At 57.5% G+C, this 13595-nt stretch carries 10 protein-coding genes; 6 read left to right on the forward strand and 4 right to left on the reverse strand.

Annotated elements, in window-relative coordinates:
- Positions 1-23 precede the first annotated feature (23 nt).
- From thiC to BLT38_RS07500, 3 genes are all read left to right on the forward strand, one after another.
- Positions 24-1517 carry a phosphomethylpyrimidine synthase ThiC gene (gene thiC, locus BLT38_RS07490; protein WP_255347728.1) on the forward strand — a complete coding sequence of 498 codons (1494 nt, stop codon included), beginning with the start codon at positions 24-26 and terminating at the stop codon, positions 1515-1517.
- A gap of 697 nt (positions 1518-2214) precedes the next feature.
- Complete coding sequence (locus BLT38_RS07495) at positions 2215-3744, forward strand: serine hydrolase domain-containing protein (RefSeq protein ID WP_083344611.1); 1530 nt, start codon at positions 2215-2217, stop codon at positions 3742-3744.
- A 61-nt stretch (positions 3745-3805) separates the two neighbouring features.
- The gene (locus BLT38_RS07500; protein ID WP_083344612.1) at positions 3806-6691 is read left to right on the forward strand and encodes a PD40 domain-containing protein; all 2886 of its coding nucleotides are present in this window, start codon (positions 3806-3808) and stop codon (positions 6689-6691) included.
- A 64-nt stretch (positions 6692-6755) separates the two neighbouring features.
- On the opposite strand, the gene BLT38_RS07505 is transcribed toward BLT38_RS07500, so the two are convergent.
- A complete protein-coding gene (locus tag BLT38_RS07505; RefSeq protein ID WP_083344613.1) occupies positions 6756-8111 on the reverse strand; it encodes a replication-associated recombination protein A in 1356 nt (451 codons plus the stop codon).
- Positions 8108-8875, reverse strand: coding sequence for a TrmH family RNA methyltransferase (locus tag BLT38_RS07510; protein WP_083344614.1), 768 nt, complete (start codon positions 8873-8875; stop codon positions 8108-8110). Before BLT38_RS07510 ends, BLT38_RS07505 begins: the two co-directional genes overlap by 4 nt.
- 197 nt (positions 8876-9072) lie before the next feature.
- Here BLT38_RS07510 and BLT38_RS07515 point away from each other — a divergent pair, with 197 nt between their 5' ends.
- The 3 genes from BLT38_RS07515 to BLT38_RS07525 all read left to right on the forward strand — a co-directional run bounded on the left by BLT38_RS07515 (position 9073) and on the right by BLT38_RS07525 (position 11848).
- A complete protein-coding gene (locus BLT38_RS07515; protein ID WP_083344615.1) occupies positions 9073-9717 on the forward strand; it encodes an L-threonylcarbamoyladenylate synthase in 645 nt (214 codons plus the stop codon).
- Between the two features lie 10 nt (positions 9718-9727).
- Positions 9728-10393, forward strand: coding sequence for a YdcF family protein (locus tag BLT38_RS07520; RefSeq protein WP_083344616.1), 666 nt, complete (start codon positions 9728-9730; stop codon positions 10391-10393).
- 165 nt (positions 10394-10558) lie between these two features.
- Positions 10559-11848: a YncE family protein gene (locus BLT38_RS07525; protein ID WP_172838180.1), complete on the forward strand. Its 1290-nt coding sequence runs from the start codon at positions 10559-10561 to the stop codon at positions 11846-11848.
- A 69-nt stretch (positions 11849-11917) separates the two neighbouring features.
- Here the strand turns inward: BLT38_RS07525 and BLT38_RS07530 are convergent, their stop codons facing one another.
- Together BLT38_RS07530 and BLT38_RS07535 are read right to left on the reverse strand one after the other, a co-directional pair.
- Positions 11918-12856 (reverse strand): anti-sigma factor domain-containing protein, encoded by a 939-nt coding sequence (locus BLT38_RS07530; RefSeq protein ID WP_083344618.1) that lies wholly within the window; start codon positions 12854-12856, stop codon positions 11918-11920.
- On the reverse strand, positions 12853-13542 hold the full coding sequence (locus BLT38_RS07535; RefSeq protein ID WP_231966808.1) for an RNA polymerase sigma factor: 690 nt from the start codon (positions 13540-13542) through the stop codon (positions 12853-12855). Before BLT38_RS07535 ends, BLT38_RS07530 begins: the two co-directional genes overlap by 4 nt.
- Positions 13543-13595 lie beyond the last annotated feature (53 nt).

Consider the following 13595-nt stretch of genomic DNA (forward strand, 5'->3'; position numbering starts at 1 on the left):
ACAGCTATGCCGAGAAATGGCATCTGGGCAGGAGACACGAATCCATGAGCACATCGACGAACGGGCACAAGCATAACGGGAACGACTACACCGTTCCAAAGCCGCGCGAGCAATGGATTGTGAACCGCAAGGCTGAAGCCGCCAAGACCGGCGACTGGAACATGAGCCAGATGCACTTCGCGCGTAAGGGCCTGATCACGGAAGAGATGGCTTACGTTGCGCACAAGGAGAAGCTGGAGGCCGAGTTCATCCGGCAGGAGATCGCCAAGGGAACGATGATTATCCCGGCGAACATCAACCATGTTGAGCTGGAGCCGATGTGCATTGGCGTAGGTTCGCTGTGCAAGATCAACGCCAATATTGGCAACAGCGCCATCACCAGCAATGTGGATGAGGAGCTGCGTAAGCTGCATACCGCTGTTCACTATGGCGCGGATACGGTGATGGACCTGTCGACCGGTGGCGATATCCCGATGATCCGCGAGGCCATTCTGCGGCATTCGCCCGTGCCCATCGGAACAGTGCCGTTGTATGAGGCGCTTTCGCGTGTGAAGCGTGTTGAGGATCTCAACATCGACATCTACATGGACGTGCTGGAAGAGCAGGCGCAGCAAGGCGTGGACTACTTCACGATCCATGCTGGTGTGTTGATCCAGTATGTGCCGATGGTGTCGAAGCGCATCACAGGTATCGTGTCGCGCGGCGGCGCGATTATGGCGCAGTGGATGACGAGCAATCACAAGCAGAACTTCCTGTACGAGAACATCGAACGCATCCACAAGCTGATGGCGAAGTACGACGTCAGCTACTCGTTTGGTGACGGCCTGCGTCCAGGATGCGTTGCCGATGCCAGCGACGAAGCGCAGTTTGCCGAGTTGGCGACATTGGGCGAGTTGACGCGCAGTGCGTGGAAGCATGATGTGCAGGTGATGATCGAAGGTCCTGGCCACGTGCCGATGGACAAGATCAAGGAGCAGGTGGACAAGGAAGTGGAGCTTTGCGATGGCGCTCCGTTCTACGTTCTGGGACCGCTGGTTACCGACATTGCTCCTGGCTATGACCACATCACCAGTGCGATTGGTGCGGCGATGATTGGCTGGCACGGCGCGGCGATGCTCTGCTACGTGACACCGAAGGAACACCTCGGACTGCCGAACGAGAAGGACGTGAAGGACGGCATCATCGCGTACAAGATTGCGGCTCATGCTGCGGATATTGCGCGGCATCGTCCGGGTGCGCGTGATCGTGATGATGCGATCAGCCACGCTCGTTACACGTTCGACTGGGATGCGCAGTTTGACCTGTCGCTTGACCCTGAAACCGCTCGCGGTATGCACGATGAGACACTGCCCGACGACTATTACAAGGAAGCGGCGTTCTGCAGCATGTGCGGACCGAAGTTCTGCTCGATGAACTGGTCGTCGAAGGTCGACAAGTACAACGAAGAAGTTCATGGACTGAAGAAGCCGGAACTGACCCAGATCATGACGGAGCAACTGGTTTCGTTGCGCGGATAGTCAGGGAGAGGGGTACCCCCCTCCCCCCTGTTTTTCTAAAATCGTCTTTCTATTGGGTTTACGGTTTGAGTAGTTGTAAAATCGTCTGCCCATTGGAGTTAGAGGCAAAATCGTCTTTCTAAAAGAGTTAGGGCCGCGCTTAGCGCGGCCCTTTTGCTGTCTGGTTCTATTTTAGTGGTTTCGCGGAAATAACCTGCCAACTCTATTTCTTTTGGTTTGTTGGAGTTGAGTGGCTTAGGGGCTTGACAGGGCACTTCGTGCGGTTCTCGACGCCTTCGGCGTGGCGTTGGCTGTCATTCATCGCGGTGCGGGTGGCGTAGTTCCAGGAGCAGCACCGGGAGGAAGCAATGCGGAACCGGACGGCCGCGGATGGTGAGGTTTTTGCGGGCTGCATGAACGCTTCCGCGTTCGTTCATCCAGTGCATCTTGAAACTACGGAGCCGAAGATGGCTCTGAGTTTTCCATCGGTGTTCACTCTCGGACAGTCCTGATTATCGTTTGCAATTATTTTCTGCGATCGTCGTCCCATAGAACATCGAGTGGAGTACGCACATTCCCATAGAAGTTCTAGTGGAAAAGCCGATGGACAAAGCCAATTCAACATCAACCGAAGTAATAATCGTGACCCTTGGCAGATCCCGGGTCTCTTTGCAACGCTCTTCGAACGCACTAGAAGATCTAGTCCTCGCGAGGCTCTATGCGCAGAATTGAGTGGTCTCAACGTACCTGCTTGCTCGTCATCGCATCCGTAGCAATGTCGCTGCTGTATCGGGCGCAAGCACAACAGCCCGCACCCAGTGCTGGCACACAGACTGAGATTTCTCATATTGAGAATGGGTTACTGCCTTCTGTGATTATCAAAGGCCAGCCTGTGGCCGGAATGCTCCTGACCGACAGGATGCGCTACTACCATGTGCCGGGTATCAGCATTGCCTACTTCGATCATGGAAAGATCCAATGGACAAAGGCTTATGGTGTTGCCGACGTACAAACAGGCCGTTTGGTAACCCCGGAGACACTCTTTCAGGCGGGCTCCATCAGCAAACCGATTGCCGCGCTCGGCGCGCTTAGCCTGGTACGAAGTGGCAAGCTCAAGCTTGATGAGAATGTAAATGACGAACTTCGCTTATGGCACGTTCCTGAGAATGAGTTCACGACAAACCAGAAGGTGACGCTTCGCAGACTCCTTAGCCATAGTGCAGGCGTGGGTGTTCATGGATTTAGCGGCTACGAAGTGGGGCAGCCGCTACCCACGGTGGTTCAGATACTGGATGGCTTGAAACCAGCAGCCTCACCACCGGTGCGCGTTGAGGCCGTGCCTGGGTCGGTATATAGCTATTCAGGCGGCGGCATGATGATCGTCCAGTTGCTGATGATGGAGAAGACGGGGAAGAGCTTTCCAGCAGTTATGCGCAGTCAGGTGCTTGGCCCCATTGGCATGACTCACAGCACGTATGAACAGCCACTGCCGTCCAATCTCGTCAGTAGCGCAGCACTGGGATACGGATCACATGGTTCGCCTCTCCCCGGTGGTTTCCACGTCATCCCCGAGATGGCTGCTGGAGGCTTATGGTCGACGCCCTCCGACCTTGCGCGCGCAGCAATTGAAATGCAAAAGGAATATGCCGGAACATCCGATAGGATTCTGACGCAAGCTTTGGCGAAGGATATGCTGACTCGCCAGAAGGACAATTGGGGTTTAGGTTTCGAAGTTGAGAAGCCGGGTGCAACGCCTCGTTTTGATCATTTCGGTGTGAATACAGGCTTCGTCTCCGTGCTGGAAGCGTATCGCGACCAAGGACAAGGAGTCGTGATTATGACCAATGGACAACAGGGAGAAAAGCTTATTACAGAGCTTCTTCGTGCGATTGCCCATGAGTATGCCTGGCCGGATTTTCAACCTGCCGAGCATACGTTGATCAAACTTGATCCGGCTTTGCTGGAAGGGCTGCAGGGAACTTATGATCAAGCCGATAAGGATGGGCAAGACAAACTAACGGTCACAATCCGAGACGGGAAACCCTACATGTCTGGCTCCTACAGTGTGGGGTCGACCTATCATTTTGGATTTTCGGAGCCATTTGAGCTACTGCCCGAAACGCGCGACCAGTACTTCACCTTGCAGACAGGTGCTGCCAGCTTTCGCTTTGAAAGGACCAGCGAAGGTCGAGTGGATCGTTGCATCGTGATTTCAGGAACGAATCAGCGTGACGCCAAGAAACTATGAGTGACAATTGCCATTCATGATCTGTTCATGGTTGCTTCGTACACAGGAGAAAGGAGTAGCTATGCGTCTGAGGTCTTCCTTCACAGGTTCTACGGTTCGTTTGTTTTCAGCCTGTCTGCTGATTGGTTCTGGTTTGGCCTGGGGGCAGGCGAAGCCTGCTCCCGCCAAAGGCAGGGATTTCGATACGGCTGCCCCGAAAGAAGAAATCATGGGGACGGGGAAGGCTGCAGCGGGTGCAAACTCTGAGGTAGGCAGCCCGAATCGCACGGTGGGACCGCAGCGGGATGGTTCGATTGTTGTTTCCGACAACCAGGTGCTGACGCCCGCGGGCAAGATTGTTGAGATGGGCACGCCGGTACGCGTGAAGGCAATCGCGCTCAATCCCAATCGCATGGTTCATAGTGCGGCTGTGCTGCTGATGGGGTCGCCGCAGCCGATCATCGTATTCGATACGGTGGCGGGAAAAGTGTTGCAGCGCTTTACGCCTGAAGACGCTGGGGCAACTGCGAAGGACACGACCACCGGATCCTTTACGGGCATTACGTATTCAGCGGATGGATCGAAGCTGCTTTTCAGCCAGGACAACAACCACGTTGTGATTACGAAGGTGGACAAGAAGACAGGTCTGCTTAGCAGCGAGCAGCGAGTGAAACTGCCTGAGCCGCCTGCGGATGGGCGCACGTATCACAATGCGAAGTCGATCAATCCGGGGGGCATTGCATTCTCAGCGGATGGTAAGCGCGCTTATGTTGCGCTGAATGTTGCGAACACGCTCGGCGTGATTGACCTTACATCGTCTCCTGCAAAATTGATTGCGCAGATTCCTGTTGGCAATGTGCCGAACAGCGTTGTGGTGAGCGGTAATTATGCCTATGTGACGAACGAAGGTGGGCGTCCCGCTACCGGTGAGGACTTCACCAACGATTCTGACGGTACAGCGATCGTAGTGGACCGGAAGGATGCTTTTGCGATCACTGGTACGGTGTCTGTTGTTGACCTGACAGCGGGCAAGGAAGTGAAGACCATCCCTGTTGGTTTGCATCCGGTGGGCATGGCGATCGCTGGCTCCAAGCTTTATGTCGCGAATGCTTATAGCGATAGTCTTTCGATCGTTGACCTTCAGACCGATAAGGTGATGCGCACGATTAGCCTTAGCGTGCCGATTGGAAGTGGTGCGTTTGGCGCCGGTCCCAATGGCGTTGCCGTTACGGATGATGGCAAGGCTTACGTAACGCTGGGGCAGGCGAATGCTGTTGCGGTTGTGAACCTGCAGGGGCGCGAACCGAATCCGGTTGTTGGTTATATTCCGACGGCTTACTTTCCAACTTCCATCACGTATGACAAGGCACGGAAACAGATTCTGGTGGCCGATGACAAGGGGCTGGGATCACGCGGTAATACGACGATCAAAGAAAATGTGGTCGGCTACAACACGCATGGCGATATGGGTGTCGCAAATCTGATTGCGGAACCAAACTCTGTGGAGTTGGCGAAGTTCAGCAAGCAGGTGTTCGATAACAATCACTGGAACCTGACGACGAACATTGAAGTTGGGAAAGAGTTCATTGATCCGCGGGCTGTGGCGGTCGCGGTGCCAAAGCATATTGGTGAACCTTCGCTGATCAAGCATGTGTTTTTGATCATTAAAGAGAACCGCACGTACGACCAGATGCTGGGTGATGTGAAGTGGGGCAATGGATCGCCTGAGTTGGCGATGTTTGCTTCTGCTGTGCCGAATCAGCATGCGATGGTGAAGCGGTTCCCGCTGTTGGACAACGTGTATGCGCCGAGCCGTCAGTCGGCAGATGGTCATCCGTGGATTGGTATGTCGGGCTCGTTTTATTCCAACGACATTCTGTCGCCGGATTGGATTCGTTCGTATCCGGGTGGTGGTGCAGAGGATCCATTAACGTATACGCCCATGGGATTTTTGTGGACGGGGCTCGAGGCTAAGGGACTAACCGCGAAGCTGTATGGCGAATGGAGCAGCGGCGCTACGATTGCGCATAAGTCCGATGGCTCAGCGTATACGTGGACGGATTTCTATAACACTTCGCTATGCAAGGAAGGGAAGGCTCCGGCTTCCAGTTGCGTTGTTCCGGATGATGCTATTCATGTGAGTTCGGTGATTCCGTCTGCGGCAAAGATCATGGACCCGCACTATCCGCCGTTCAACCTGAATATTCCCGACCAATATCGCGTGGATTACTGGATCAAAGATTTTCAGGCGATGGATTCCGCGGGAAAGGTACCTAACTTAACCATTCTTTGGCTTCCGAATGACCACACGGCGGGTGCTTCGAAGGGAATGCCTGATCCGATGAGTTATCAGGCGGACAATGATCTGGCGCTTGGCCGCATGGTTGAAGCGATTAGTCACAGCAAGGTGTGGGGAGATTCGGCCATCTTTGTTGAGGAAGATGATTCGCAGGGTGGCGCGGATCACGTGGATGGACATCGTCAACCGGTCTTTATCATCAGCCCCTACACGGTTGCGTCGCAGACGCCTGGTGAGGGCAAGGCGATTCACACGACGTATACCGCAGAGAACATCAACCGGACGATTGAAAACATTCTTGGCACGCAGCCGTTGACGCAGTTTGATCTGGTTGCTTCGCCGATGTTTGACGCGTTCCAGAACACGCCTGATCTGACCCCGTATGACGTTGTGCCTGCAGTTCTGCCGCTGGATCATGGGCCTGGGTTGAAGGGGGCTCAGGCTGTTTCATCGAACCCGATGGAGAAGGCCTGGTTCAAGGCTACGGCGACGGTGATGAAGGGTAAGTACGACAAGGCCGATGCGGTTGAGCCGAACTTCCTGAATCATTCCACGTGGTATGTGGTGACGGGATGGGCGCGTCCCTATCCCGGGGAAGATAAGGTGATGTTGCCCGGGCCGTTGGTGAAGGTTGCGAAGAAGTACAACGGCGATGGGGACGACGACTAAGTCGGATCTACAGTAAGTAACTACTTGAAGGACAGCCCGCATATAGTCTGCGGGCTGTCCTTTGTTACTTACGCTTGTTGTTTTGATTTGCAGCTTCGGCTTTGGCGCGGGCGATTTCTTCCATGCGTTGCGATAGCTGGCGTTCGCGGCCTTGATCGGTGGGGCGATAGTAACGGCGATCTTCGAGGCCTTCGGGTAGGCATTGCATGTCGGCGACTTTGCCGGGGAGATCGTGCGCGTACTGGTAGTCCTTGCCGTAGTTGAGGTTCTTCAGCAGGCGTGTGGGGGCGTTGCGCAGATGCAACGGGACGGGTTGTGCGCCGGTGGCGTTCACGTCTGCTGCAGTCTCGTTGAAGGCGACGTAGACGGCGTTGGATTTGGGTGCGAGCGCGAGATAGACGACGGCCTGTGCGAGTGCGAGTTCGCCTTCGGGTGAGCCGAGAAGATGCATTGCCTGTTGAGCTGAGAGCGTGAGATTGAGCGCTTCTGGTGCGGCTAATCCGATGTCCTCTACTGCCATGCGGACGACTCTTCTGGCAACGTACATGGGGTCTTCGCCTGCGGCTAACATGCGGCGGAGCCAGTAGAGCGAGGCGTCGACGTCGGAGTTGCGCACGCTTTTGTGGAGCGCGCTGATGAGGTCGTAGTGCTGCTCGCCGTTCTTGTCGTAGAGGAGCGTGCGTTGCTGGAGGGCGTCGCCTACGGCTTCGCGCGTGAGCGTGGTTTCGCCGCGTCCGATGAGCAGCGATGCGGCGGTTTCGAGGGCGTTGAGAGCGTAGCGGGCGTCGCCGTTGGAGAACGATGCGATGGCTTCGAGAGCGCCTTCGGCTGCGGTGAGTTGAAGGCTGCCTAGGCCGCGGTCTTCGTCGGTGAGGGCTCGTTGGAGGAGCGCTACGATCTCTGCGTCGGGGATGGATTGCAGGACGTAGACGCGGCAACGGGAGAGCAGTGCGGCGTTGACTTCGAAGGATGGGTTCTCTGTCGTGGCGCCGATGAGACGGATGGCGCCGCGTTCGACGAAGGGCAGGAAGGCGTCCTGCTGGGCCTTGTTGAAGCGATGAATTTCGTCGACGAAGAGGATGGTGCGGGAGCCGGAGGCGGCGGCGCGTTCCGCATCGGACATGACCTGCTTGATTTCTTTTATGCCGGATGTGACGGCGGAGAACTCGATGAAGGTGGCGGAGGTGGTGCGCGCGATGATTTTTGCCAGCGTGGTTTTGCCCGTGCCGGGAGGGCCCCAGAAGATCATGGAGCCGGGTTCGCCGCGGTCGATGGCGAGGCGCAGGGGTTTGCCGGGGCCGATGAGGTGTTTCTGTCCGGCGAATTCGTCGAGCGTGGTGGGGCGCATGCGCTCGGGTAGCGGGATGTCGCGGCGGTTCAGCGGTGTGGCGGGTTCGAGATGGGCGAAGAGGCTGCTCATTTGAAGTTCCTCTGTTGGGATGCTTCGTAGAGCAGAAGGGAGCCAGCTACGGCGGCGTTGAGGCTTTCTGTGGGGCCGGTGGTGGCTAAGGTGATTTGCTTGTCGCAGATGGTGAGCATTTTCTCGGAGACGCCTGCGCCTTCATTGCCGATGATGAGGGCGATGGTGCCGCGGAGGTCGGTGGCGTGGGCGGCTTCGCCGTCTTTGGCTACTGCGGCCAAGAGTTGGGTGTCTACGGCTTTGAGGGCTGCGAGGAAGTCGGCATCGCAGCGCGGAAGCGGGACGCGGAAGGCTGCTCCGGCGGCGGCGCGGAGGCATTTGCCGTTCCAGGGATCGACGGTGCCGGGTGTGAGGGCGACGGCGGAGGCTCCAAAGGCTTCGGCGGAGCGGATGAGGGTGCCGAGATTGCCGGGGTCCTGCAGGCCGTCGGCGATGAGGATGAGGTCGCCGGTGCGCGGGGCGTAGGGGAGTTCGGGGCGTTCGAGGAGAGCGGCGGCGCCTTGGGCGTTTTCGGTTTCGGTGGCGGCCTGGAAGGCGTCGGGGCTGAGCAGCAGGACTTCGCGGGCGGCGTCTTCCGGGAGGTCGCGCAGGAGGTGCGCGTGGTCTTCGCGGAGGTAGAGGGTGTCGAGTTGCAGGCCGCTGGCGATGGCCTCGCGGATGAGATGGAAGCCTTCGATGCCGATGCGGTCGGACTTGCGTGTGGTCAGCGCAGCGCGAAGCGCTTTGACGCGGGCGTTGGTGCGGCTTGTGATTCGTTCGGGCATTGCTTCTGGTAAGTGTATCGAGGCTTTCGCTTTGGCATTTGCGGTGATGGATGGGAAGGCGGCTTCGGCTCGTTCCGGATGACGGCTTTCGGTGGTTTGAGCCTTGATACGGATTAAGTTATTGTGGCTGCTTGCGTTCCCGTGTGGTTTGGGCGATGCTGCGGGTTGAGGCTCTTCGCGGAGCTTCGGGAGTGTGCATGTCGGCAGAAGTGTTGCGGATTCATCCGGATGAACCGGAAGCGGAGCTGGTGGGCTATGTGTCGCAGTGTGTGGAGCGTGGCCAGGTGGTGGCGCTGCCCACGGACACGTTCTACGGTTTGGCCGTAGACCCGGTGAATCTGCGTGCGGTAGAGCAGATTTACGAGTTGAAGAGCCGCGCAAAGCATAAGCCGTTGTCGCTCCTGGTGGGCAGTACTGCACAGGGATACGAACTGGCCCGGGGACTGGATAGCGCCTTTGACAAGCTTGCGGAACGATTCTGGCCGGGGCCGCTGACGATCATTGTGAAGGCTGGTTCGAAGCTGCCTTTGAGGGTGACGGCGTATACCGGCAATGTGGCGATCCGTGTCCCGGAGGCTCCCATTGCACGGGCCGTGGTGGATCGTTTGGGACTGCCGATTACGGCGACTTCCGCGAACCTGGCCGGGCATCCTGAATGCTCCAATGCGCGGTGCGTGCGGGAGCAGTTGGGCGATAAGATTCCGCTGATTGTGGATGGTGGACCGACGGCGCGGACAGTGCCGACGACGATTGTAGATCTGAGTGGCGGCGGCAACTCGTGGATGATTTTGCGTGAGGGTGCGATTCCCACGCATGAGATTGCGCTGGCACTGCAGCACTAACGAAAGGCACATGGCACGACGACACGGAAGACGGCAAAATGGCGGCGGACATCCATTCCGAACGCTGCTGGTGGTGATCGCGCTGATTGCCGCAGTGTGGTTTGCCAGTTTGTATGTGCGCATTGACCGTGTGGCACAAGAGGATCAGGCAGCGCCTTCCGATGCGATTGCAGTGTTTGGTGCGGCGCAGTATGTGGGGCGTCCTTCGCCGGTGTATCACGCTCGGCTGGACCATGTGGTGAGCCTCTATAACCACGGAATGGCGCCTTACATTGTGACGCTGGGCGGCTCAGGGGATAAGAAGAACGGCCTCAGTGAAGGCGACGTTGGGCGGAACTATCTGCTGGCGAACGGCGTGCCATATGACCACATCATTGCCGAGACGGTGTCCCTGGATACGGGACAGCAGGCGGATCAACTGGCGCGCATTGCCCGCGAGAACCAATGGAAGCGCGTGATTGTGGTCAGCGATGGAACGCATCTGTTTCGGATACGGGCGTTGTGCGAACGTGAGGGGCTGGATGTGTTGACTTCGCCGCGCGCGCCTTACGGAAACTTGTCGACCTGGGGTCATGTGACACGGGTTGCGCATGAAATGTTGAGCTACACCTTCCTTCGTCTTCACGTGGAAGCTGGATGGGCGAAACGGTGGATGGAAGGGAAGGAAGAGGCATAAAACATGGTTCGTTCTGTCGTTGCATCGATGACGATTTGAGAACAACTTCGTCTCTTGGTTGAGGAATGCATTACGGGCATCTGGAAAGGTGCCGGGGTTGCGCCCTTATATCCGTTACAATCTGAAGATGGCGGGGCCGCAGTGCTCCCGAAGCAGGAGCAGCGTTTGGTTTCACTTCCACGTCAGGTATTTCGCGTAAGCGCGGCCAGTTTGAGCGCAATTGCGGTGTTGGCCCTTGCCGGTTGCGGCAATAACTATCGGCCAGTTGTCAGCGCGATCAATCCGGTTGGGCCTTCGACCCAGCCGCAGGTCTATGCCACAGCGATTGCCGATCCAGGCAATGGCAATGATGGTTTGGCCACTGTAATCAATGTTTTCGGCGAAACCGTGGCCGCCACGGCTTCTGTTGCTCCGAGTCCGTTGTACTTCACGGTGGACTCTGGCGGGCAGGCGTACGTCATCCATAGTGGCAATTCTGTTATCGACTCATTCAGCGCTGCCGAAGGTCTGATGACCACGACCGTGAAGCATTCGTCGCTGGCGCAGAATGTAAATCCGACGCAGATTACGACGAACGGCACGGCTGGACCGGTGTTCATCATCGAACCTTCGACCAGCAAGGTTGCCGTACTGTCGGCAGGAACCCCGCCGACGATCCGTCAGGAGCTTCCGGTACCGGCGAATCCCGTGTACACGATTGCTAACCCTTCCGCGACGCGCGTGTACACGCTGAGCCAGGGCACTACGCCGGGTACCAGCACGGGTACGGCGACAGCGATTGAGGCCGGTACGGGAACCGCGAACAATGCGATCTCCGCAAGCATTCCTGTGGGTATTAGCCCCATCTACGGTGTGATGACGCCGGATGCGCGTCGCGCGTTTGTGTTGAATCAGGGTAGCGGCACCGTTACCGTGATCAACACTGTGGGCAATAACCTGGATAAGACCATCACCGTTGGATCGAACCCGATCTGGGCGGATGTGGCTCCTGCGGTGAATGAGATTGCCGTGCTGAACAAGGGCACTGGAACGTCTGCTGGTTCGCTGAGCATCATCAACGTGGCGCTCTGCAACCAGGTTGCGCTGCCGGGCAATGCAGCCTGCGACCCGAACAATCCGGCGGATGCCGCGAATTTCGGCACCGTACTTTCAACGGTTCCGGTGGGCGTGAATCCTGTCCAGGTTGCGATTCTGTCTGACCTGAGCAAGGCTTACGTTGCGAATGCCGATGGTACGGTCACAGTTGTGGACATGAACACCATGGTGGCTACCAAGACCATTACCGTGGGCGGTTCGCTGAACTGGATTCAGGCTGTTGCGGGCAATCCTACCGGCAAGATTCTGGTGACTGCAGCGGATACACAGACGCTGACGATGATCCGTACGGATACAGACGTTGTGACGTCGACCATCCAATTGCAGGGTAAGGGTATTGGAATCCGCGTCTCGCAGTAATTCCTAGACCGCTAAAAAGGGGGACCCTTCGGGGTCCCCCTTTTACTTTGTGCTGATTGTGTTTTTGGCTTATGCGCCGATCATGAGAATTGGCAGCGTAGGATTCTTCGCTCCACCTTCTTCTTCCATGGTGACGCCAAACGTACCCGCAACGACGCCCTTGGGAATGTCAGGCAGAACGATGCTGGCGTAGCCGCGTTCGTCAGGACGGAAGGTGCCTGCGGGGATGGGCGTGCGCCCTTCGCCCACGGGAATGAGCCAGAGTTCGTAGACCTTGCCTGCGGGCACCTGGTCGAGGTTTGCGCCCTGGAAGATGAGCGAGCCCGTTTCTGACACGTACGTGACGCGTGCGTTGGGAATGGGCTGGGAGCTCTGCTTGGTGAGCTGGAAACGCTGTGCTGCGCTGTTGCGAAGTACGTCGAGAACGCGCAGGGAGTTGTCCGACTCGGAAGCGATGCGTGTTGCCTTCGCGTTTGCAGCGGTGGTTGTCTCTTGAAGCGATTCGGACTTGTGCCACATGGTGAAGGTGCTTACAGCGAGACCCGCAGCCAAGGCCCATCCTGCCCATGGCAGAAGCCTGGAAAGCAGGCCGCTCTGCGGCTCATCTTCCTGGAAGGAGCGGAAGGGCAGCGAGGCCTCTGGAGACGGCGTATAGCTGTCATCACGGATGGCGCTGAGGCGATCAGGCACGGGTTCCGGCGCAAGAATTGGATCGGTTGCGATGGTGTGCTGCGCGGTGGCGCGATCTGCGACTGAGTGAACAGCGGAGGCGGACTTCTTGCCGCGTGCAATCTGTTTCAGCAATCGTTGACGGCAGAGTGCGGGCGGCGTGTGCTGTTCCGGCGTGAGTGACAGAAGAATCATGTCGCCACGAACGTTGGCGAGTTCTTTGCGAGCTTCCGGGGAGTGCTGCAGAAAATCCTGAAGACGCGTTTGCTCTTCCGGGGCCAGCAATTGCAGGGCGAACAGGTAAAGGTCTTCAGCGGTGACGGGTTGCTGCCGGATCATAGCTGCATCGCCTTTCTGAGCTGAAGGAAGCCGGTGCGGATCCGTGTTTTCACGGTGGCAGCAGGTTCGCTTGTGAGCTCGGCGATTTCTGTGTGGGTGAGGCCGTCGAAGTAAGCCATGTCAAGCGCCTTGCGCTGCTCGGCGGGCAGACGTAGCAAAGCTGCACGGGTGCGTTCAAGTGTCGCGGTGCGATCCGCTTCTTCTGCGAGCCGGACTGCTGCAGGCAGTTGGAACTCTTCGACCTTTGCGTCTGTTTTCTTGCGGCGCAGCGTGTCCAATGAACGATTGCGAGCAGACACGGCAAGCCATCCGCCAAGCGATGTGGTTGCGTCGTTGTACGACTCTGACTGGCTCCAGAGGTTCAGGAAGGTCTCATGCAGGACGTCTTCCGCAGCGGACGGATCACGCAGAACGCGGAGAGCTACGGAGTAGACGAGCTTGGAATAGCGGTCGAAGAGTTGTGCGATGGCCGCTTCGTCGCCACGTTGAACGCCGCGCAGGAGGAAGTTGTCATCGCTGGCCGGAAGCACTTCGCTTTCGCGGGCGAAGGAGCGCGCGAAAGGTTCCGCAGGATTAGGGCGCGGTGTGATGTTGCCGAAAGAAAATTCTGATGATGCCATGGGCGTGGAAGAAGTCAGCGCATCCTCAGTCGGTGTGCGTTTCCAGAACTGGATGCGAATCCGCAAAGGCGACCTGACCTCCCGTTGAGTGTAACCCGCAGGTGTGGGCTTTGCGCAAT

It is taken from the genome of Terriglobus roseus (genome assembly GCF_900102185.1).
Taxonomy (GTDB): Bacteria; Acidobacteriota; Terriglobia; order Terriglobales; family Acidobacteriaceae; genus Terriglobus; species Terriglobus roseus_A.